At 71.1% G+C, this 20,557-nt stretch carries 19 protein-coding genes; 13 read left to right on the top strand and 6 right to left on the bottom strand.

Features of this window, described 5'->3' with window-relative positions; genetic code table 11:
* Positions 1 to 30: 30 nt before the first annotated feature.
* The gene (locus ACGFMK_RS02245) at positions 31 to 486 is read right to left on the bottom strand and encodes a MarR family winged helix-turn-helix transcriptional regulator (RefSeq protein WP_392757119.1); all 456 of its coding nucleotides are present in this window, start codon (positions 484 to 486) and stop codon (positions 31 to 33) included.
* Positions 487 to 572: 86 nt separating this feature from the next.
* Between ACGFMK_RS02245 and ACGFMK_RS02240 the strand changes: the two genes are divergently transcribed.
* The 4 genes from ACGFMK_RS02240 to ACGFMK_RS02225 are packed head-to-tail and all read left to right on the top strand — an operon-like array spanning position 573 to position 3,815.
* Positions 573 to 1,538 (top strand): ring-cleaving dioxygenase, encoded by a 966-nt coding sequence (locus ACGFMK_RS02240; protein WP_392757116.1) that lies wholly within the window; start codon positions 573 to 575, stop codon positions 1,536 to 1,538.
* Positions 1,535 to 2,137, top strand: a complete 603-nt coding sequence (locus ACGFMK_RS02235; protein WP_392757113.1) for an alpha/beta hydrolase — start codon at positions 1,535 to 1,537, stop codon at positions 2,135 to 2,137. The genes ACGFMK_RS02240 and ACGFMK_RS02235 overlap by 4 nt, the downstream gene beginning before the upstream one ends.
* A gap of 42 nt (positions 2,138 to 2,179) precedes the next feature.
* Positions 2,180 to 3,319, top strand: coding sequence for a dipeptidase (locus tag ACGFMK_RS02230; RefSeq protein WP_392757111.1), 1,140 nt, complete (start codon positions 2,180 to 2,182; stop codon positions 3,317 to 3,319).
* 46 nt (positions 3,320 to 3,365) lie between these two features.
* Entirely contained in the window at positions 3,366 to 3,815 is a 450-nt protein-coding gene (locus ACGFMK_RS02225; protein WP_392757109.1) for a lipopolysaccharide assembly LapA domain-containing protein, read from the top strand.
* A gap of 4 nt (positions 3,816 to 3,819) precedes the next feature.
* On the opposite strand, the gene ACGFMK_RS02220 is transcribed toward ACGFMK_RS02225, so the two are convergent.
* Entirely contained in the window at positions 3,820 to 4,641 is an 822-nt protein-coding gene (locus tag ACGFMK_RS02220; RefSeq protein ID WP_392757107.1) for a maleylpyruvate isomerase family mycothiol-dependent enzyme, read from the bottom strand.
* An 81-nt stretch (positions 4,642 to 4,722) separates the two neighbouring features.
* On the opposite strand from ACGFMK_RS02220, the gene ACGFMK_RS02215 reads away from it, so the two are divergent.
* Positions 4,723 to 5,520, top strand: a complete 798-nt coding sequence (locus ACGFMK_RS02215; RefSeq protein ID WP_392757103.1) for an Abi-alpha family protein — start codon at positions 4,723 to 4,725, stop codon at positions 5,518 to 5,520.
* Positions 5,521 to 5,524: 4 nt separating this feature from the next.
* The gene (locus tag ACGFMK_RS02210) at positions 5,525 to 6,760 is read left to right on the top strand and encodes a DUF445 domain-containing protein (protein ID WP_392757101.1); all 1,236 of its coding nucleotides are present in this window, start codon (positions 5,525 to 5,527) and stop codon (positions 6,758 to 6,760) included.
* Here the strand turns inward: ACGFMK_RS02210 and ACGFMK_RS02205 are convergent.
* Positions 6,757 to 7,113, bottom strand: a complete 357-nt coding sequence (locus ACGFMK_RS02205) for a winged helix-turn-helix transcriptional regulator (protein ID WP_392757097.1) — start codon at positions 7,111 to 7,113, stop codon at positions 6,757 to 6,759. The genes ACGFMK_RS02210 and ACGFMK_RS02205 overlap by 4 nt on opposite strands.
* A gap of 115 nt (positions 7,114 to 7,228) precedes the next feature.
* Here ACGFMK_RS02205 and ACGFMK_RS02200 point away from each other — a divergent pair, with 115 nt between their 5' ends.
* The 7 genes from ACGFMK_RS02200 (at position 7,229) to ACGFMK_RS02170 (ending at position 17,869) form a co-directional block, all read left to right on the top strand.
* Positions 7,229 to 8,215 (top strand): zinc-dependent alcohol dehydrogenase family protein, encoded by a 987-nt coding sequence (locus ACGFMK_RS02200; protein WP_392757095.1) that lies wholly within the window; start codon positions 7,229 to 7,231, stop codon positions 8,213 to 8,215.
* A gap of 103 nt (positions 8,216 to 8,318) precedes the next feature.
* Positions 8,319 to 11,273 carry a patatin-like protein gene (locus tag ACGFMK_RS02195; RefSeq protein ID WP_392757093.1) on the top strand — a complete coding sequence of 985 codons (2,955 nt, stop codon included), beginning with the start codon at positions 8,319 to 8,321 and terminating at the stop codon, positions 11,271 to 11,273.
* A 219-nt stretch (positions 11,274 to 11,492) separates the two neighbouring features.
* The gene (gene ectA, locus ACGFMK_RS02190; RefSeq protein WP_392757574.1) at positions 11,493 to 12,047 is read left to right on the top strand and encodes a diaminobutyrate acetyltransferase; all 555 of its coding nucleotides are present in this window, start codon (positions 11,493 to 11,495) and stop codon (positions 12,045 to 12,047) included.
* A gap of 15 nt (positions 12,048 to 12,062) precedes the next feature.
* A complete protein-coding gene (gene ectB / locus ACGFMK_RS02185) occupies positions 12,063 to 13,316 on the top strand; it encodes a diaminobutyrate--2-oxoglutarate transaminase (protein WP_392757090.1) in 1,254 nt (417 codons plus the stop codon).
* A gap of 11 nt (positions 13,317 to 13,327) precedes the next feature.
* Positions 13,328 to 13,720, top strand: a complete 393-nt coding sequence (locus tag ACGFMK_RS02180) for an ectoine synthase (protein WP_392757086.1) — start codon at positions 13,328 to 13,330, stop codon at positions 13,718 to 13,720.
* Between the two features lie 33 nt (positions 13,721 to 13,753).
* Entirely contained in the window at positions 13,754 to 14,656 is a 903-nt protein-coding gene (gene thpD, locus ACGFMK_RS02175) for an ectoine hydroxylase (RefSeq protein ID WP_392757083.1), read from the top strand.
* 486 nt (positions 14,657 to 15,142) lie between these two features.
* Positions 15,143 to 17,869 (top strand): BTAD domain-containing putative transcriptional regulator, encoded by a 2,727-nt coding sequence (locus ACGFMK_RS02170; RefSeq protein ID WP_392757081.1) that lies wholly within the window; start codon positions 15,143 to 15,145, stop codon positions 17,867 to 17,869.
* Between the two features lie 303 nt (positions 17,870 to 18,172).
* Here the strand turns inward: ACGFMK_RS02170 and ACGFMK_RS02165 are convergent, their stop codons facing one another.
* From ACGFMK_RS02165 to ACGFMK_RS02155, 3 genes are all read right to left on the bottom strand, one after another.
* Positions 18,173 to 18,841, bottom strand: coding sequence for a DUF4190 domain-containing protein (locus tag ACGFMK_RS02165; protein ID WP_392757078.1), 669 nt, complete (start codon positions 18,839 to 18,841; stop codon positions 18,173 to 18,175).
* 306 nt (positions 18,842 to 19,147) lie between these two features.
* Complete coding sequence (locus ACGFMK_RS02160) at positions 19,148 to 20,032, bottom strand: hypothetical protein (protein ID WP_392757075.1); 885 nt, start codon at positions 20,030 to 20,032, stop codon at positions 19,148 to 19,150.
* The gene (locus ACGFMK_RS02155) at positions 20,029 to 20,505 is read right to left on the bottom strand and encodes a DUF6932 family protein (protein WP_323324303.1); all 477 of its coding nucleotides are present in this window, start codon (positions 20,503 to 20,505) and stop codon (positions 20,029 to 20,031) included. The genes ACGFMK_RS02160 and ACGFMK_RS02155 overlap by 4 nt, the downstream gene beginning before the upstream one ends.
* Positions 20,506 to 20,557: the final 52 nt, after the last annotated feature.

Raw genomic sequence — 20,557 nt, 5'->3', positions numbered from 1 at the left:
TGGCTGAGGGGCCTCCGGCCGGGAGGCCCCTCAGCCGCCGTTGAACGCCCGCAGGGTCCGCATCGCCTCGGCGAGCCCGGCCGCGTCGTCGCCCAGCGGGGTCAGGACGATCCGGCGGAGGATGTCCGCGGCGGCCGCGCGGGCCTTGTTCGCCACCTCCAGGCCGTGGTCGGTCAGCGACGCGAACGTCACGCGGCGGTCGTCCGGGCTCGGGACGCGGCAGATCAGGTCGGCCGCCACCAGCCGGTCCGCGACCTTCGTGAAGCCGCCGCTGGAGAGCGCCGCCTCGGTCGCCAGCCGGGTCATCGGCATCCGGTGCTCGGGCGAGCGGACCAGCCGCATCAGGATGTCGAACGACGCGGGCGCGAGGCCGAAGCGCTCGGCGATCTCGCCCATCAGCTTGTCCTGGGTGGCCAGGTAGCCCTCGATGACCAGGCCCCACCAGGTGACGATCTCGTCGTCGTCGGTGTTCGGATCAGGTGTCACGACCGGGAGCCTACCGGAGACTCTGCCCGGAATATATCTTGCGCGCGAGAGGTTGTGGGGTTACCTTGGCCTGAGGAGGCAATCCCATGTCGATCAAGACGTCCGGCCTGCACCACGTCACCGCGATCGGCGGCGACCCGCAGCGCAACGCCGACTTCTACCTCCGGACCCTCGGACTGCGGCTGGTGAAGACCACCGTGAACTTCGACGATCCGGGCACCTACCACCTCTACTACGGCGACAGCTCCGGCAAGCCGGGCTCGCTGATGACGTTCTTCCCGTGGCCCGACGCGCCGAGCGGCCGCCACGGCACCGGCCAGGCGACAACCACGTCGTTCTCCGTGCCGGAGTCGTCGATCGGCTGGTGGAAGCAGCACCTGGACACCCAGAAGATCGAGACCGGCCAGGTCCGCAACGCCGACGACGAGGACACCCTGACCTTCCGCGACCCGGACGGCCTGCAGCTCGCGCTCGTCGCGCACCCGCAGGGCGACCCGCGTGACCCGTGGGACACCGAGCTGGTGCCCGCCGAGCACGCCGTCCGCGGCCTGCACTCGGTGACGCTGTCGGTGAACCAGGAGGACGCGACCGCGGGCATGCTGACCGACGGCCTCGGCCTCAGCTTCGCCACCCAGGAGAGCAACCGCCTGCGCTTCGCCGCCGGTGACGGCGGGCCGGGCGCGCTGGTCGACGTCCTGGTGACGCCGGACGCGCCGCGCGGCCTGGTCGCCGCCGGAACCGTGCACCACGTGGCCTGGCGCGCGCCGGACGAAGAGACGCAGAAGACCTGGCGCGCGGAGCTCGTGGACAAGGGCGTCAACGTGACGTCCATTTTGGACCGTCAGTACTTCCGCTCGATCTACTTCCGCGAGCCGGGCGGCACGCTGCTGGAGGTCGCGACCGACGAGCCCGGGTTCGCCATCGACGAGCCGCTGCTGGAGCTGGGCCGCGCGCTCAAGCTGCCGCCGTGGCTGGAGCCGCGCCGCGAGGAGATCCAGCACATGCTCCCCAAGCTGAACCTCCCCGCCGAGAACAACCCGGAGCTGTCATGACACTGGCGCACAGGTACGTCGAAGGCGCGCCGGACGCACCGGTGCTGCTCCTGCTGCACGGCACCGGCGGCGGCCCGGACGACCTGCTCGGCCTGGCGCGCGAGCTGGCCCCGGACGCCGCGACCCTGGCCCCGGCCGGGCCGGTGTCGGAGCACGGCGCCGCACGCTGGTTCCGGCGGCTCGAGGAAGGCGTCTTCGACCACGAGGACGTCGTCAAGCGGGCGCACGAGCTGGCGGACTTCGTCGTCGAGGCGCGGGAGAAGTACGGCTTCGGCGACCGCCGGCTGGTCGCCGTGGGCTTCTCGAACGGCGCCAACATCGCGGCCGCCGTCGCGCTGCTGCGGCCCGAGGTCGTGCGCGAAGCCGCCCTGTTCGCGGCGATGTCGCCGGTGCCGGACCCGCCGTCCCACGACCTGAGCGCGTCGCGGATCTTCCTGGCCAACGGCGAACACGACCCGATGGCGCCGCTGGCGTCGACCGAGGAGCTGATCCGGCTGATGCGCGAGCGCGGTGCCGACGTCGTCACGCAGCGCCACCCCGGCGGCCATCAGGTCACTGTGGACGGTGTCCACGCGGCCGCGAAGTGGCTTGCGGGGTAGCGATTGTACGGAGCGTATACGGCGTCACCCTAGGATCGGGTGATGACTAACGAGGCACTACAGCGTGCTACCACACTGCTGGACGGGGTCATCCTCGCCGACGGGCACAACGACCTGCCGTGGGAGCTGCGGCAGCACGGTGGCGTGAACCCGGTGGACGCGGTCGGCGCGCTCGACCTGACCGTCCGGCAGCCCGAACTGCACACCGACTTCCCGAAGCTCGCCGAGGGCAAGCTCGGCATGCAGTTCTGGTCGGTGTACGTGCCGTGCCAGTTCGAGGGTGACAGCGCGGTCACCGCCGTGCTGGAGCAGATCGAGATCGTCCACCAGCTGGCCGAGCGCTACCCGGACCGGCTCCGGCTGGTGGACACGGCGGACGAGGCCGAGGCCGCGTTCGCCGACGGCCGGATCGCGTCGCTGCTCGGCGCCGAGGGCGGGCACAGCATCGCCGAATCGCTCGGCGTGCTGCGGGCCCTGCGCCGCCTCGGCGTCCGGTACATGACGCTGACGCACAACTTCAACACCACCTGGGCCGACTCGGGCACCGACGAGCCGGTCCACGGCGGGCTCACCGAGTTCGGCCGGGACGTCGTGCGCGAGATGAACAAGATCGGCATGATGGTCGACCTCTCGCACGTCGCGCCGTCGACCATGCGCGCGGCGATCGAGATCAGCTCGGTGCCGGTGATCTTCAGCCACTCCTCGTGCATCGCGGTCAACGACCACCCCCGCAACATCCCCGACGACGTCCTCGCGCAGCTGCCCGGCAACGGCGGCGTCGCGATGATCACCTTCGTGCCGGCGTTCGTCTCGCCGAAGGTCTCGGCCTGGGACGAGCAGCTCAAGGCCGCCATGACGGAGGCGGGCCAGGACTTCCGGAACCTCGGGCAGCGCGGGAAGTTCGCCGAGAGCTGGGACGGCCCGGTCAAGCCGAAGGCGACGGTGGAGGACGTCGTCGCGCACGTCGAGCACGCACGCGAGGTCGCCGGGGTCGACCACATCGGCCTCGGCGGCGACTACGACGGCGTCGGCACGCTGCCGGAGGGGCTGGAGGACACGTCCAAGTACCCGGTGTTGTTCGCCGCGCTGCTCGACCGTGGGTGGAGTGACGAGGACTGCGCCAAACTGGCCGGGAAGAACACGCTCCGCGTGCTCCGGGACGTCGACGCGTTCGCCCGTTAGGGGGTTTGACGCGGCGCTCCCCGCGTGCTGGGCGGACACTGAGGTCATGACGCACGCGCGCGGGGACGCCACCGGCCCCACCAGCCAGGATCTGCCCGGGACCGAGGTTCCGGAGGGTGCGTTGGAGCCCGCTGAGCAGCGGGCGGGCGACGTGCGCCCGGGCCCGGAGGAAGTGACGCCGGTGCGCCCGGCGCCGGCGCGCGTCGGCACGTCGTCGTCGGCGGGGTCGTCGGCGGGGCGGGGCAAGGCCCGGCCGACGCGGATCAGCGGCACCTGGGTCGCGGTGATCGCCGGCCTGCTCGTGCTGACCGTGCTGCTGGTCTTCATCCTGCAGAACCTCGACCCGGCGACGGTCCACTTCTTCGGCGCCGAAGGCAGCCTCCCGCTGGCCATCGCGATGCTGTTCTCGGCACTGGGCGGCGCGGCACTGGTCGCCCTGATCGGCGGCGCCCGGATCCTGCAGCTGCGGAAGCAGGCTCGCCGCCCCCGCCGCTAACAGCTCAGACGATGATCGACGTCATGCCGAGGACGACCGCGCAAACGTTTTCGTCGCCCGAAGTCTTGACCCGGCCGAGGTCTGGCGCGTTGCGGGTGCAGAGCCGCCAGAACGTGTCCAGGTCCGTCGTCACGGTGGCCAGCGGGGTGCGGGACGGCGGCGCGCCGCGGTCCAGGATCCAGCCGTCGCGCTCGCGGCGAGCGTGCCACTTGCCGCCGCCCTTGCCGGTGACGGTGTAGCCGACCTGCTTGCCGACGCGGGCGTCGACCTCGCGCAGGGTGTGCGGCAGCGCGCGGACGAACGTGTCGGCGATCGGCTCGGCGTACTCGGCCTCGAGCGGCGTGTGCTCGAGGGCTTCGCGGAGCTGGACGTGGTGCACCCAGAACTCCGAATAGTCGCGGGCCGCGTCCAGCCAGCGCGGCGCCGGCCCGTCGCCCGCCCAGCTGACCGGCTCGCCCAGGACGTCGAGGTCGAGCTTCGCCCAGTACTCCGTGGTCTGGCCCATGAACTCGTACATCATCGTGAGCAGGACGTCCGTCGAGAGGCGGCGGCACGCGACGACCCACTCGTCGTTGATCCGGTCGATGAACTGCGGGAACGCCTCGCCGGGGCGCGGGCCGTCCGAGGAGTGGCCGTCGCGGCCGCGGGACAGCCGGCCGACCTTGTCGCCCAGCAGGTGGGCCGCGATGTCCTTGACCGACCAACCCGCGCACATCGTCGGCCGCGTCCAATCCTCCTCGGTCAGCGCGCTGAGCAGCGTCATCAGCGACTGCTCCTCCTTCGAGAAGTACGGGAGGACGTCGATCGGCGGACCCCAAGGATTCATGCCCACATCATGCCGGTCGTCACACGCCCATTCGGCCTACTCACAGGTAGCATCACCGCGTAAGCAGAGGGGAGTCCGCCCGTGAACGCAGAGCGACCGAACGGCCGGGGCACCGGCGACGAGGTGGCCGACCTGGCCCGCCGCGCCGGCCAGCTGGCCGGCTGGGCCGCACGCACCGGGTTCGCGTTCACGCGCCGGCTGCCCGGCGTCGAGACCGCCGAACGCGGGGTGCGGCAGGTGGAGCGGCAGCTGCTGTCCGAGCTGCGCCGCCGCCTCGACGAGGTGGACGACCCGTACCACGCGGCGCTGACCGCGGCGTCCGCGATGAACCGCCCGCAGGTCACGGGCAGCAGGCCGATCGAGGCCACCGTCACCCTGGTGCCCGCGCGCGACAACCACGTCGAGCCGCTGCGCGCCGCGATGGCCGAGCTGCTCAACCACTCCATCGGCTTCGGCCGCGACCGCGCTCGCGAGTACTTCTACGCGATCATCCTGCGCCAGCTGACGCCCGACGAGGCCCGCATCCTGTCGGCGCTGTCCGACGGCTCGCCGTTCCCGGCGATCGACGTCGCCGAGCGCACCGGCCTCGGCGGCGCGGGACGGCTCGTGCTGCGCAACGCTTCGACCGTCGGCAAGGCGGCCGGGGTGTCGCTGCCCGACCAGGTGCCCGGCTACGTCACCCGGCTGATCGGGCTTGGCCTGGTCGACCTCGACGAAGAGGTCCCGGCGCTGGAGACGCAGTACGAGATCCTGATGACGGACGAGACCGTGCGCGACGCGGAGAAGCACGTCAAGCGGGCGAAGTTCGTCAAACGGACGATCCACGTCTCGCGCCTCGGCGCGGAGTTCTGGCAGGCCTGCGACCCGAGCCTCGGCTGACCCCATGGGGTCGTTCCTCGCCGGCATCGTCGCCGACTTCGCCCAGCACTGGCCCCTCTACGTCTCGATCCCGATCGTCGCGGCCCTGATCGGCTACGGCACCAAGCTCGTCGCCATCCGGATGATGTTCCAGCCGGTGGAGTTCATCGGCGTCAAGCCGTTCTTCGGCTGGCAGGGCATCGTGCCGAAGCGCGCCGCGCGGATGGCGAGCATCGCCTGCGACACGATGACCGAGCAGCTGATCAAGCCGGCCGAGGTCGTCGCGCGGCTGGACGCCGGCCGGATCGCCCAGGAGATCGAGAAACCGCTGCTCGCGGGCGTCGAGGACATCGTGCGCGAGGTCGCCGGGCACTACCAGCCGGGGCTCTGGGAGTCGCTCCCGGTGCGGGTGCAGCGGCTGGTGATCGAGCGCGTCCAGCACGAGTCGCCGCGGATGGTCGCCGCCGTGCTCGACCTGATCAAGTCCGATGTGGACAGTGTGTTCGACCTCAAGGGCATGGTGGTCACCAGCCTGGTCAAGGACAAGCGGCTGCTCAACCGGATCTTCCAGGAGGCCGGCGCGCAGGAGTTCAAGTTCATCGCGCGCTCGGGCCTGGTCTTCGGCGGCGCGATCGGCGTCATCCAGATGATCGCCTGGGTCCTGTTCAAGTTTCCGCTGATCATGCCGGTGTTCGGCCTGTTCACGGGCTGGTTCACCGACTGGCTCGCGCTGCGGATGATCTTCTACCCCATCGAGCCGAAGAAGTACTTCGGCGTCGAGTGGCAGGGCCTGTTCCTGAAACGGCGCAAGGAAGTCGCGGAGGCGTACGGCGAGCTGATCGCGAAGGAGATCATCACCCCGCACAACGTCATCGAGGCGATCCTGCACGGCCCGCTGTCCGACCGCGTCCTCGCGCTGATCCAGCGCCAGCTGGACGACGAACTCGGCAGCGTCGCGCGGCCGCTGGTGGTGTTCGCCGTGGGCAGCCGCAGGTACCAGGACATGAAGCTCTCGATCGCGTCGCAGATCATGAACCGCCTGCCGGAAACGATGCGCTACATCGAGGACTACGCGGCGGACGCGATGGACATCCGCAACGTGCTGGTGTCGAAGATGAAGGAGCTGTCCCCGCACGAGTTCGAGCGCCTCCTGCGCCCGGCCTTCGAGCAGGACGAATGGATCCTCATCGCGACGGGCGCGTTCCTGGGTTTCGCGGTCGGTGAGGCACAGGTCCTGCTCCTGGAGCACTTGGCGGCTTAGGCGTCGTACGCGCGCCTCGCCGCGCCCACCTTCTCCCGGTGCTTGGCCGCCCAAGCGGAGAGGGCGTGCAACGGCTCGTCCAGCTCCGCGGCGTGCTCGGTCATCGTGTACTCCACCCGCGGCGGGACCTCCGGGTAGACCTTCCGCGTCACCAAGCCGTTGCGCTCCAAGCCGCGCAAGGTCAGGGACAGCATCCGCCGGGAGACGCCGTCGAGGGCGCGCTCCAGTTCGCTGAACCGCCGGGGGCCGTCGCCGAGCCGGACGAGCACCCGGATCGCCCACTTGTCGCCCACCAGGTCCAGCACCTCGCGCAGGGAGCACATGTCGGCCGGAGGAGTTTCGGTGTTGTCCATCGTCCTGACCTCGTTCGTAACAGTCGTGTGCCGTCGTACCAGGAAAGTGCCGTCTTCCAGCGGAAACGCCGCCGGTCCACGATCGATTCCGAGCCAACCGAAAGGAAGCGGAGAAATGACGAAGACAGTGCGGTTCGCCGCCGAGGGCGGACCGGAAGTGCTGGAGCTCGTGGACGTCGACCTCGGCGCGCCGGGTCCCGGCGAACTGCGGCTGCGGGTCGAGGCGATCGGGCTCAACCGGGCCGAGGCGATGTTCCGCTCCGGCACCTACTTCGAGCGCCCGGACGAGTTCCCGGCCAAGCTCGGCTACTCGGCGTCCGGGATCATCGAGGCCGTCGGCGACGGCGTCACGGAGTTCGCCGCCGGGGACGCGGTCAGCACGGTCGCGGGCTTCTCGATGCGGAACTACGGCGTCTACGGCGAAGCGGCGGTCGTGCCCGCGTCGGCGGTGCTCCGGCGCCCGGAAGGGCTCGACGCCACCGAAACCGTCGCGCTGTGGGGGCCGTTCCTCACCGCGTACGGCGCGATCGTCGACGAAGGACACGTGCGCCCCGGCGACTTCGTGCTGATCACGGCGGCGTCGAGCAGTGTCGGCCTCGCGACGATCGACGTCGTCAACCACATCGGCGCGATCCCGCTCGCCGCGACGCGCACCGCGGCGAAGAAGCAGCGGCTGCTGGACGCGGGCGCGGCGCACGTGATCGTCACCGGCGACGAGGATGTCGCCGCCCGCACCCGCGAGGTCACCGGCGGCCACGGCGCGGACTTCGTCTTCGACGCGGTCGCCGGCCCCGGCGTGCGCGCGCTGTCCGACGCGACGGCGCCGGGCGGCACGCTGGTCGTCTACGGCGCGCTCGACGTCCCCGAGACGCCGTTCCCGCTGTGGACCCCGCCGACCATGCGGATGTTCAACGCGTTCGAGCTGACCATGAACCCCGAACGCCTCGACCGGGCCGGCCACTTCATCCGGGCCGGCGTCCGCGCGGGCACCTTCCGGCCCCGCGTGGACCGGACGTTCGACCTCACCGACGTCGCCGAGTCGCACCGGTACCTCGAGGCGAACGGCCAGTTCGGCAAGGTGGTGGTCACGGTGGGCGGCTGACAGGCCGATCGAGGTCCACCCGAACGGCCGTACACCTGTACGTATCCCCGCGCTCACCTCGCGCCTCTAATGTGCGTCGGGACTACTACGGGCAGGGGAGCCCATGGCTGAGACAGCGGAACCGTGGCAGCAGGAGATCCGCCTGGCCATGACCATGGTCGGCGGCTCCAGCCTCGCGATCTGGATGGGCGGCGTCGCCGCCGAGACCTCGCAGCTGCTGCGGGAGTCCCGGGGCGACACCGAGGCGGGGCTCTACCGCGGGCTGCTGGACCTGTTGCGCGCCAAGGTGTCGATCGACGTCCTGACCGGCACCAGCGCCGGCGGGATCAACGCGGCCTGCCTCGGGCTGGCGGAGGCGTTCGGCTCGACGCCGCAGGTGCTGCGCGACACCTGGATCGAGACCGGCTCCCTGGAGAACCTGATCCGCGACCCGCTGGAGCGGGAGCCGCGGTCGATCCTGGACGGCGACCGCGTCCTGCTCGGTGACGTGAAGCGGGCGCTGCAGGCGATCGCCGGGTACGGCAAGCCGCCCGCCGAACCACCGGACGTCACGGTGCTGCTCACCGGCACGATGGTCGACGGCGAGACGACCCGGTTCGACGACGCGCTGGGGAACCTGGTGCGCGACACCGAACACCGGATGCTCTTCCGCTTCGAAGGTCCACTGTGGACGAACGGGGTGGAGGGGCCGCTGGCGCTCGCCGCGCGCTCCACCGCCTCGTTCCCCGGCGCGTTCGAGCTGTCCCGGATGCCGATCGGCACCGAGGTCGCCGACGAGCTGCACCCCGACATGACCGCCTACACCGACCTGACCCGGTCGCACTGGCTGACCGACGGCGGGGTGCTGCTCAACAAGCCGCTGCGGCCGGCGCTGCGGGAGATCTTCGAGCGCCCGTCCCACTCGGACGTCCGGCGGCTGCTGCTCTACGTCGTGCCGACCGGCGAACGGGACACCGTCGCGATCGACTGCGACCCGGTGAACCCGCCGCTGCTGTCGAGCGCGATGAGCAGGGTCGTCTCGACGGTGATGAGCCAGTCGATCAGTGCCGAGCTGGAGGAGCTGACCCGGCACAACGACGCCGTCGTCCGCACCCGCGACACCCGCGTCTCGCTGGCCGCGCTCGGGCTGCGCGGCGGCCCGGCGGCGCTGGTCGACCACCGGCTGGCGACGGCGTACCTGGACCGGCGGACGGCCGAGGACGCCGCCGAGCTGGTCCAGGTGGCGACCCGCCGGTACGCACTGTCCGACGTGGACACCGAGGACCGCGAGTGGGCGTCGGGGATGTCGCAGCAGCTGCGCAGTGTCGCCGTCGAGGGGCTCAAGACCGGCATCCCGCCCGAACCGCCGTCGGCCGGCGTGAGCGTGCCCGAGCTGGTCGCCTACCGCACGAGCGCGCTCGACGACGCCGTGGCGACCGGGCTGCAGCTGATCAACGCGGGGTTCCGGCTCGGGCCGGACCCGGCGGAGGCCCAGGTGCTCAACAACGCGCGAGCCGGGCTGCACGCGGCGCGGCGGACGTCGGCGCGGGGCGTGCGGCTGGCGCAGTGGATCGCCGCGCACGACGGGCCCGGCGCGAGCAGCACCCTCGAGGTCTGGATCCGCGAGCTCGCGCGGGAGTGGGCCGGGCTCGGCCGCTCGGACGCGGTCGCGCAGGCCTGGCCGATGGTCGTCGCGGCCTTGCGAGCCGCGGCGCCGACGTTGCGGGCACTGGCCACGGCGAAACCGGACGACGCCGACACGGTCACCACCCTGCTGGACTGGCTGGACCTCGGCACCGGGAGCGACGACGTCGTCCAGGCGCGGCTGCTCGGCCTGCACGTCGCGACGCGCGGGCTGCTCGCCCAGGCGCCGTCGGTCGACCAGCGGGTCGAGCTCGTGCAGGTCAGCGCCGATTCCCGGACGCTGCTGGACCTGAAGCGGCGCCGGTCGGGGGACAAGCTGACCGGGCTGCAGGCGGACTACTTCGGCGCGTTCTACAAGGCGTCGTGGCGGGCCAGCGACTGGATGTGGGGCCGCGTCGACGGCGCCGGCTGGCTGGTGCAGTGCCTGCTCGACCCGGCGCGGCTGGAGACCCTGCGCGACCTCGCCGGACCCGAGGCGTTCCGAGCCGAGGTCGTCACGGCCTTCGGGCCGCTCTGGCGCGCGCCCGACCGGGCCGACAACGGCGAACCCGCCGAGCTGCAGCAGCTCACCGGTCAGCTCGACGCCGAACTGGCGTTCCTCGGGCTGGACTCTTCGCTGAACCCGGTCGGTTTCGGGACCGAACGCCCGATCAGCATGCCGGTGACGGCCATGGTGCTGGCGCGGTCGCGCCAGGCCGAGATCGCCGCCGAGGAGCTGCCGGTCGTCTCCCTCGCGGCGCGGTTCGACCACCAGGACGAATCCGGCATCGGTGCCGCGCTCGCCCAGCTCGGGAGCCCGAAGCGCCAGGGCGACGCGGGCGCACAGCGGGAGTTCCAGGCCTGCCGGGTCTCGGCCGAGCGGCTCGCCGGGGAGCAGGGCACCGCGCGCCTGACCCGGACGGTGGTCGCGCTGGGTGCCGCCACGGTGAACGCCGGCACGGTCGCGTTCCGGCTGCCCGCGGGCTGGCCGCAGACGGTCGCGCGCATCCTGCGGACCGTCAGCCGTGTCGCGGCGAGGATCGCGGGGCACGCGTCACGCGCGGGAGCGGCCGGCTCGATCGTGGCCGCGGCGCTCACCCTGCTGGCCGGGGTGGTGATCGGCGGCAACGGCAGTGTGGTGCTGTCGTGGATCGGCCTGCCCGTGCTCGCCGGCGCGGTCGTCTACCTGGCGACGGCGGTCCTCACGATGGGCCGCGCCCCGCGCCGGGCGTTCACCGTGCTGGGGGCGCTGGCCGTGGTGGCTCTCCTGCTCGCGGCGTTCCTGCCCCCGATCGCGCGGCCGTTCTTCGGCTGGCTCGGCAACGTGGTGGCCGGCTGGCGCCGCGGCGAGGGTGCGGTGTGGTGGCTGGTCGTGTCCGGGCTGCTCATCCTCCCGGCGGTGGTGATGCCGGTGAGCGCCGTCTGGCGGCGGCTCCGGCACCGCCGTCAGGCCTGATGCCGTCACTTTCACGTGAAACCGACGTGAGGTCGGCCACCCGGATTCGGCCCGGCGCCTTGCGATCTTCGCGCCGGGGGTTCATGGTGCGGGTACGTCGTCCACCACGGGTGCGCGACCAGGACGGGCGTGTGCCCCGGAACTTTCCTGATCAAACACGTTTGTGGGACTCCTCACCGGGTACTCCACGTCGCCCCAGGTCATCGCGGGGGTCGTGAGCTGCGTCGCTGGCGGGCGGAAAATTCTCTGTTACGTTTCCTGAGTATGTCCGTAACGCACTTGATCGAATCGCCGACCAAGGCGGACGGCGCGGAGCTGTGGCGAATCGCGCGTGATTCCGCCAAGCTCGATCTCAACTCGCCGTACGCATACATGCTGTGGTGCCGCGATTTCGCCGAGACATCGGTGGTCGCGCGCGAGGACGGCAGGGCGGTCGGATTCGTCATCGCCTACCGCCGTCCCGGCGAGCCCGAGGCCGCGCTCGTCTGGCAGGTCGCGGTCGACGCGTCGCAACGAGGGAAGGGCCTGGCCGGGGCTCTGCTCGACGCGTTGTACACGCGGCTCACGGCGCAGGGGGTGCGCTACCTCGAGACCACCATCACCCCGGACAACGAAGCGTCCATCCGGCTGTTCACGTCGTTCGCGAAGCGCTGGAACGCCACGGTGGAAACCAGCGTGCTGTTCGGCGGGGACGAATTCCCCGAAGCCGGGCACCTGGCCGAAGAGCTTTACCGCATCGGTCCGCTATCGGTACGCAAAGATCCGGGCGAGTAGGAGAAAAGAAACGTCATGAGCATCTTCGAAGAGCTCGAATCGGAAGTACGCAGTTACAGCCGCGGCTGGCCGGTCGTGTTCGACCGCGCGCAGGGCAGCTGGCTGTACGACGAAAGCGGCAAGGGCTACCTCGACTTCTTCGCCGGCGCGGGAGCGCTCAACTACGGGCACAACAACCCGGCGCTGAAGCAGGCTCTGGTCGACTACATCCAGCGTGACGGCGTCATCCACGCGCTGGACATGTACACCGTGGCCAAGCGCGACTTCCTGCAGACCTTCCGCGACAAGATCCTCGACCCGCGGAACATGAACTACAAGGTCGTGTTCCCGGGTCCGGGTGGCGCCAACGCCGTCGAGGCCGCGCTGAAGCTCGCGCGGAAGGTGACCGGCAAGGAGTCGGTCATCAACTTCACCAACGCCTTCCACGGCATGACGCTCGGCGCGCTGTCGGTCACCGGCAACTCGATGAAGCGCGGCGCCGCGGGCATCCCGCTGGTGCACGCCACGCCGATGCCGTACGACGCGTACTTCGACGGCGCCATGCCGGACTTCCTCTACTTCGAGAAGCTCCTCGAGGACTCCGGCAGCGGGCTCAACGAGCCGGCCGCGGTGATCGTCGAAGGCGTCCAGGGCGAGGGCGGCATCAACGCCGCGCGCCTGGAGTGGCTGAAGGGTCTCGACGACCTCTGCAAGCGCCACAACATCCTGCTGATCCTCGACGACGTCCAGATGGGCTGCGGCCGCACCGGCCCGTTCTTCAGCTTCGAGGACGCCGGGATCTCGCCGGACATCGTCTGCCTGTCGAAGTCGATCGGCGGCTACGGCCTGCCGATGGCGCTGACGCTGATCAAGCCGGAGCTCGACGTCTGGGAGCCGGGTGAGCACAACGGCACCTTCCGCGGCATCAGCCCGGCGTTCGTCACCGCCACCGAGGCGATCAACGTCTACTGGAGCGACGACGAGCTCGAGAAGTCGACCAAGGCCAAGGGGGAGCGCATCGCCAGCGCGTTCTCCGGGCTGATCGAGGCCTACCCCGAGGCCAAGCTGGTCGCGAAGGGCCGCGGACTGGCGCGTGGCCTGGAGTTCGAAAACGGCGACCTGGCCGGGCGCGTCTGCGCCGAGGCCTTCGCCCGCGGCCTGCTCATGGAGACGTCCGGTCCGGACGGCGAGGTCATGAAGCTGCTGCCGCCCCTGACCCTGACCGACGACGAGCTGACGCAGGGTCTGTCCATCATCGACGAGTCCGTCAAGGCCGTCCTGAGCAAGTAAGGGAGAACGACGTGCTCGTTCGCACGCTCGACGAGGTGACCGACACCGACGCCGACATCAAGACCGAGAACTGGCGCAGCAAGCGCATCATCCTGGCGAAGGAGGGTGTCGGCTTCTCTGTGCACGAGACCACGCTCTACGCCGGGACCGTCAACGACTTCTGGTACGCGAACCACATCGAGGCCGTGTTCATCACCTCGGGCGAGGGTGAGATCGAGGACCTCGCCACCGGCAAGGTGTACGAGCTCAAGCCCGGCACGCTGTACCTGCTCAACGACCACGACAAGCACCAGGTCCGACCGCGCACCGAGATCAAGTGCGTGTGCGTGTTCAACCCCCCGGTGACCGGCCGCGAGGTGCACGACGAGAACGGCGTCTACCCGCTGATCACCGAGGAATCGTAAGCAGAACCGGAGAGGACACAGGAGGCGAAGCCCGTGACGCTGACGGACACCCGGGTCGACGACCGCTACCCGACCCGGATCACCGGTACGCCGGAACACCTTCCGCGCGTGCACCCCACGGTGTGGGGTACGGAGACCGACGGTCCGATCGACGCCGCAACGCTGGCGAACCACGAGGCCCGCGGCTACACCGTGGTCGACGACCTGCTGTCGGTCGGCGAGGTCCAGGCGTACTGGCAGGAGCTGGTGCGGCTGTCCGCGGACCGCGAGCTGGCCCGGGACGAGCGCGTGATCACCGAGGCGCGGACCGGCGAGGTCCGGTCGATCTTCGACGTCCACGTGCTCTCGGACCTGATCTCGGAGCTGGTGCGCGACCCGCGCGTGCTCGACCGGGCGCGTCAGCTGCTCGGCTCCGACGTCTACGTCCACCAGAGCCGGGTGAACTACATGCCCGGGTTCAAGGGCAGCGGGTTCTACTGGCACTCGGACTTCGAAACCTGGCACGCGGAGGACGGCATGCCGTCCCCGCGCGCGGTCAGCTGCTCCATCGCGCTGACGGACAACTACCCGTTCAACGGCGGCCTGATGATCATGCCGGGCTCGCACCGGACGTTCGTCCAGTGCGCCGGTGAGACGCCGGAGGGCAACTACAAGAGCTCCCTCAAGGACCAGCGGGTGGGCGTGCCGAACGAGGACGACATCACGAAGATGGCGGCCGAGCACGGCATCGACCAGTTCACCGGGCAGGCCGGGTCGGCCCTGTGGTTCGACTCGAACGTCATGCACGGCTCGGGGAACAACATCACCCCGTACCCGCGCTCGAACATCTTCCTGGTGTTCAACAGCGTGGAGAACGCCCTGAACGAGCCGTACGCCGCGAGCGCACCGCGCCCGGCCTTCATCGCGGGCCGCGACGCAACACCGATCTCGCGCTGACTCGCCCCTCCGAGCGGCCAACACACTGGCTTGTGTGTTGGCCGCTTTGGTGTGTCTGTCGGCTTTTCGGGGCCGGCACGGCGAACCGGCGGCAACCCGCCGGTGACTGATCCGGTGCGCTTTGTTACCGTGTCGCCACCGCGCGGGCGTGTGGCCCGCGCGACAGACGTCTTCGCGGACGACCGGCGGGTGCTTCGCTCGGGGTGAGCCCACCCAGCCCGGTCGCTCACGGCGACGGCGGGCGGACCGCGCCCCCTGGCGGCCCGGCCGGAGTTCCACGCACGACCCCGCACCAGCGGATCGGGACCGATGGTGCGGGGTCGTGTCATGTCCGCGGGAAGTCGCACGGGTGTCTCGCCCCCGCTGCGGAATCCGCAGAGCCACGAACTTCCTGGTGAAGGGCCTGCGACGTGCACGACCGGGTGGTATTCGTCAGGTGGCGATCACGGTAAGTTCACCGTGAACCCCGGGGAGGTGGGCGCGAGCATGGCCGAAATCCGCTTCCAGCTGCTCGGGCCCGTCCAGCTCTTCGCCGACGACGTCCCCGTCCCCATCGGCGGGCCTGGCGTCCGCGGCCTGGTCGCGCTCCTCGCCCTGCAGCCCGGCAAGGTCGTCGCGCTCGACGACATCATCGACGCGCTCTGGGGGCACGACCCACCCGCGACCGCCCGGACCATCGTCCACGGCAACGTGTCCCACCTGCGCCGGGTGCTGCGCGAACTCCGAGGGGACGCGAACATCCTCACCACACCGCCGGGCTACCGGCTGGTGGTCGAGCCCGGCCGGATCGACGTCCACCGGGCGCGGGCCCTCCTCGAGCGCGCGTCCGTGGCCAGTCCCGAGGCCGCGGCCGCGCTGCTGGCCGAAGCACTCGCGCTGTGGCAGGGGCCGGTGCTGGGCGGGGTGCCCGAGTCCGTCCGGGCGCCCGAGCTGGCGGAGCTGCGCCGGGCCGTGCACGGCGCCCGCGTCGACGCGGACCTGAACCTCGGCCGGCACGCCGAGGTGATCGTCGAGCTCAGCCCGATCGCCGATCCCCTGGAGGAGCGCACCGCCGGCCGGCTCATGCGGGCGCTGTACCACGCCGGGCGCCGCGGGGACGCGCTCGAGCTGTACCGGACCGTCTCCCGCGCCACCGTCAACACCCTGGGTGTCGAACCCGGCGCCGAGCTCCGCTGGCTCCACGAGCGGATCCTCCACGACGACCTGGCGGCGCCGGTCGAAGAGCACGCGAAGGCGATCTCCCAGCTGCCCGCCGCGGTGCCGAGCCTCGCCGGGCGCACCGACGAGCTGGCCTGGCTCGACGCGCTGGTCACCCGCGCCGAAGCCGGCGAGACCACGATCGCCGTGGTCACCGGCACCGCCGGGGTCGGCAAGAGCACGCTGGTCGTCTGGTGGGCCCACCGCGTGGCGCCCCGGTTCCCGGACGGCGTGCTGTTCGCCTCGCTGCGCGGCTTCGACCCGCACCACCCGCCGCTGGAGCCGGCCGAGCTGCTCACGCAGTTCCTGCTCGGCCTGGGTGTCGAGACCGCGAAGATCCCGGAGCTGCTGCACGAGCGCGTCGCGCTGTACCGCTCGCTGATCGCCGGGCGCCGGATGCTGGTGCTGCTCGACGACGCCCGCACCGCCGAGCAGGTACGTCCGCTGCTGCCGCCGAGCGCGCGCACGATGACGGTGGTGACCAGCCGCTCGCGCCTCGACGGGCTCGCGGTGTCGAACGTGGCCAAGCAGCGCGTGCTCGGCACGCTCGCCCCCGGCGACGCCGTCCGGCTGATCGAGGAGCTGGCCGGGCCGGCGGGCCACAACCACACGCTCGCGCGGCTGTGCGGCTACCTCCCGCTCGCGCTGCGGATCGCCGGGGCCCGGTTGTCGGCGAGCCCGCAGCGCACCGCGGAGGAGCTCGTCGACGAGCTCGGCAACGAGCGCACGCGGCTGGCCGGGCTGCAGGTCGACGGCGCCGACGACGGCGTGCGCGCGGCGTTCGACGTCTCCTTCCGCGGCCTGCCGGACGAGATCGCCGAGACGTTCCTGCAGCTGGGCGGGGTGCCCGGGGTGATGGTCGGGCCGCACCTGATGGCCGCCGTCGCGCAGATCCCGGTGGCCGAGGCCCGCCGCCGGCTGCGCGCGCTGGCCGCGCACAACCTCATCGAAGAGACCGCCCGCGACGCCTTCGTCCCGCACGACCTCGTCTGGCTCTACCTGCGCGAATTGGCCGAGCAGGGGCTCGACGAGAAGGAACGCGAAGCGACGCTCGGCGGGACGATCCGCTACTACCAGGCGGTGACCGACCGGGCGCGGCGCCGGCTCGCCCGCGTCGCCGACCGGCTCGACTTCTCCGGCGTGCTCACCGACGACGTGCTGCCGCCGCTGCCGGGCTTCGCCGAGGCGCAGGCGTGGTTCGCGGCCGAGTGGCCGAACCTGCTGGCGGTGCTCGACGCCGCGTACGCCGCGGGCCGCCACGACGACGTCTGGCAGCTGGCCCTGCTCGGCCACACCTACCGCGTCGCGAGCCCGCTGCTCGACGAGTGGACGCGGATGGCCGACCTCGGCGTCGCCGCCGCGGAGGCCGCCGGCGACGTCGCCGGGCAGTGCTGGCTGCGGCTCGCGCGCACCGAGATCGCGCTGACCTTCGAGCTGCCGGGAGCCGGTCTCGCCGACGCCGAGCGGGCGCGGGAGCTGGCCGCCGGGCTCGGGGACAGCCGGCTCGCCACCGCGGCCGACCTTCAGCTCGGCCGTGCGCTGAGCCGCCTCGGCGACCACGAGAAGGCCGTCGAGCGGCTGCGCCAAGCCGTCGCGGCGGCCGGCGGCGACACCGTGCTGCTCGGGCAGGCGCTCAGCAGCTGCGCGGAGGCGGAGAAGCGGGCGGACCGGTTCCCCGACGCGCTCGGCCACCAGCTCGCCGCGCTGCGGATCGACCGCGAACTGGGCCACGACGACCGGGTCGCCGGCTCGCTCGGCACCCTGGCCGAGCTGAGCCTCCTGGCCGGTGACCAGCTCGCGGCCGAGCGCTACGCCTGGGAGGCGATCGAGCTCGCCGTCGGTCGCGAGTTCGTCACGCGCGAAGGCGCGTTGCGGCTGACCCTCGGGCGCGTTTTACGGGCGAAAGGCGACGTGGACGGCGCGCGGGAACAGCTCGCGATGTCCGTCCGCATTTACGAGCGGGTGCACCCCAAGCTCGTCGGGGAAGTGCGCGGCGAACTCGCCGAACTGCAGTGATGAATGGGCGCGTCCGCCGCGTTTCGACAGGTCAGCGGCGGTGATCCACATTTGTGGGGAAGTTCGCTTGTTGCGAATGGGTCACGGCCCGCGTCGAGCCGGACAATCCTTAGTGGATTCTTAGTGCCCGCCTCCGCCGTCCGCGTAGGTTCGGCGGTGCCGGCGGAGCCCTCGGGGAGGGGGCAGGCTCTGCCGCCGGCGCCAGGCCCCGCGGGGGAAACCCCGGCCGGGGCGGGAGCCGCCGTGAGCGGCTCGTGGCGGGCCGGCCGGCCGAGATGGGGGTAGGCCGGCCGGTCGCCAGGCTCAGCCCACGTTCGCCGTGCAGAGCGCGATCGTCGTCCCGCTGTTCTCCGCGACCTTCTTGCCGTCGACGGAAATGGAACACGCGATATCGTTGTAGGTTTGCGAATTGCGGGTGTCCGCGGTGAGCGTCAGCAAATAGGAACCATTGTTGTAAGAGGCCTGGCCGCGCCAGGCGTCGGTGCTCGCGGGCGCGTTTTCCGTGCGCTGGTCGCTGAGGCTGCCGTAGCGCACGGTCGCGCCGCCGGCGGAGGTCACCTCGAAGACCACGGTGTGCTTGTCCCCGCCCGCCGCGGGCATGTGCAGGCCGGAGGCGCCGCCGCCCAGGAACGTCGAGTAGAGCAGCATCCCGGCGGTCGCGAGCAGCGCCACGACCGAGACGGCGGTGGCGGTGATCGCCAGCCCGCGGTCGCCCACGGTGCCCTTCTTGACCTGGACCAGCCCGATGACGCCCAGGACCAGCCCGATCCCGCCCAGGGGCCACGCGACGAACCCGATGTCCGGGACAAAAGCGATGATCAGGGCAGCTGTCCCGAGCAGCAGGCCGACGATCGCCAGGATGTTCCGTGCGGGTCTCGCGTTCGCTTGACGACGCTCCGTGGCCGTCACCGGCGGCGCCGGCCTGCTGCCGTGGCGCGCGGTGGTCGGCGGGTACTGCGGGTCGGTCATCATGCGTGCCCCTTCGGGTGGGAGTGCGACGACGTTAACCCATAAGTGTCCGCCAGAACGAAATTGTTACATTCTGGAAAAAGTCATTGTCCCACCATTTCGCGTCAGGTATCGGTATTTCCTGACAACGCGCGCAGGGTGTGGCCAGGTGATCAATGGGGAGAATATCGGAGCTCCCACTGTTCGACGCGGACTATCGCGACCTCACGGCCGGTATCGTAAATACCGTACGGACATCCCGACACCGCCGTGAGGCCTACGACGAGTGGCGGGTCGGGTGCGCAGTGCGAACCCCGTATATCGGACTTCTCAGTCGAAAAGACTCACTTCGGGAGTGATTTCGAGGAGCTCGAACACCGGACGGCCGCGCCGGCCGTCGATCGTGGTGGTCCGCACGACCCGCAGCCGCGCGGTCACCGGGTGGTCGAGGTTCTCCTTGATCTGGTCCAGCAGGTCCTCGGCCACCGCGCCCTGGATGGTCCCGCCCGACTCGCGGTCGAGGTAGAAGATCCGGCGCCGGGTGCGCACGCCGTCGAGCCGCCCGCGCACCGTCTCGTAGCCGACGGCCTCCCGCGACTCCCGGAGGCTGCCCTGCAGGATCCGCGCCTGCTCGGTGGTCATGCTGCGGGTGACCTGCTCGCCCGCGGTCGGCGTCAGGGCCATCCCGATGCCGGCGTTCTTCGCGACGGCGTTGACGATGTCGCTGACGGCGTTGCGGACGGTGTCGCGCTGCAGCAGCACGGCGTCGAGCGCGCCGTCGTCCGAGCCGTTGGCCGGCAGGAAGTCGCACAGCTCCTTCACGGCCCGCTCGGACAGCGTTTCGATGCCGTCCACGATCAGCGCGTCGTCGGCGACGTCGAGCTCGGGGAAGCCGAAGAAGATCGCGTTGCCCGCCTGGCCGCGCTGGATCAGCGGCGCCTTGTCCCGGTCGGCCTGCTGGACGATGGTGACCTCGCCCGACGGGTTCCGGATGATGTGCCCGATCTTCGCCGTCGCGTCCTGCAGCGCCCGGCTGATGTCGGAGAAGGTGTAGGCGTCGATGTGCTGCTCGCCGATCACCGAGACGTGCAGCAGCGGCGAGCGGGACGTCCGCTCGAACTTGGCGTTCGCCGCCATCGCCGACGCGCGCGCCAGGTCGTCCAGCCAGGTGCCGCCGGGGATCTCGTCGGCGATGCGCCGGAACTCGTTCCTCACCAGATCATCTCCGGGTAGCCCTTGCCGCCTTCGGCCCAGACCTCGGCCCAGGTGTCCTCGTCGCCGGGGCGGCAGAGGAAGCCGTCCAGCATGCCGCCGACCGGCTGCACCTGGTCGAGGTACATCGCGGGCTGCCCGACGATCACGCCGCGCAGGGTGAGCAGGCCGTAGAGCGCCGAGCGGCCCTCGTCGTCGAGCCGCTTCAGCGCACCCCACTCGTCCGGGATGAGGACGACGTCGAGGCCGCGCGGCGGGTGCGCGGTGCGGGTGACGAGCTCGCCGCCGATCCACGCCCGCCCGGACGGCATGATCCGGCGCGCGACGCCGAGGTAGCTGTTGAGCGCACTGAACAGGATCTCGCGGTCGTTCTGGTGCGGGGCGTCGAAGACCAGGCGCTCGTAGACGTCGGCGAGGTCGCAGGCGTGGCGGCCCGGCGGCAGAACCTGCTGGGGCGTCCAATGGGGGAGCGCCACGCCACCCCTCCTCAGCCTCGCTCACAGTGCGTAGCCGAATTTACCAGGATGG

This window comes from Amycolatopsis sp. NPDC049252, assembly GCF_043197175.1.
Lineage (GTDB): Bacteria > Actinomycetota > Actinomycetes > Mycobacteriales > Pseudonocardiaceae > Amycolatopsis.
The sequence above is the reverse complement of the archived record's forward strand: the minus strand, read 5'-3'. Positions and strand labels throughout refer to the sequence as shown.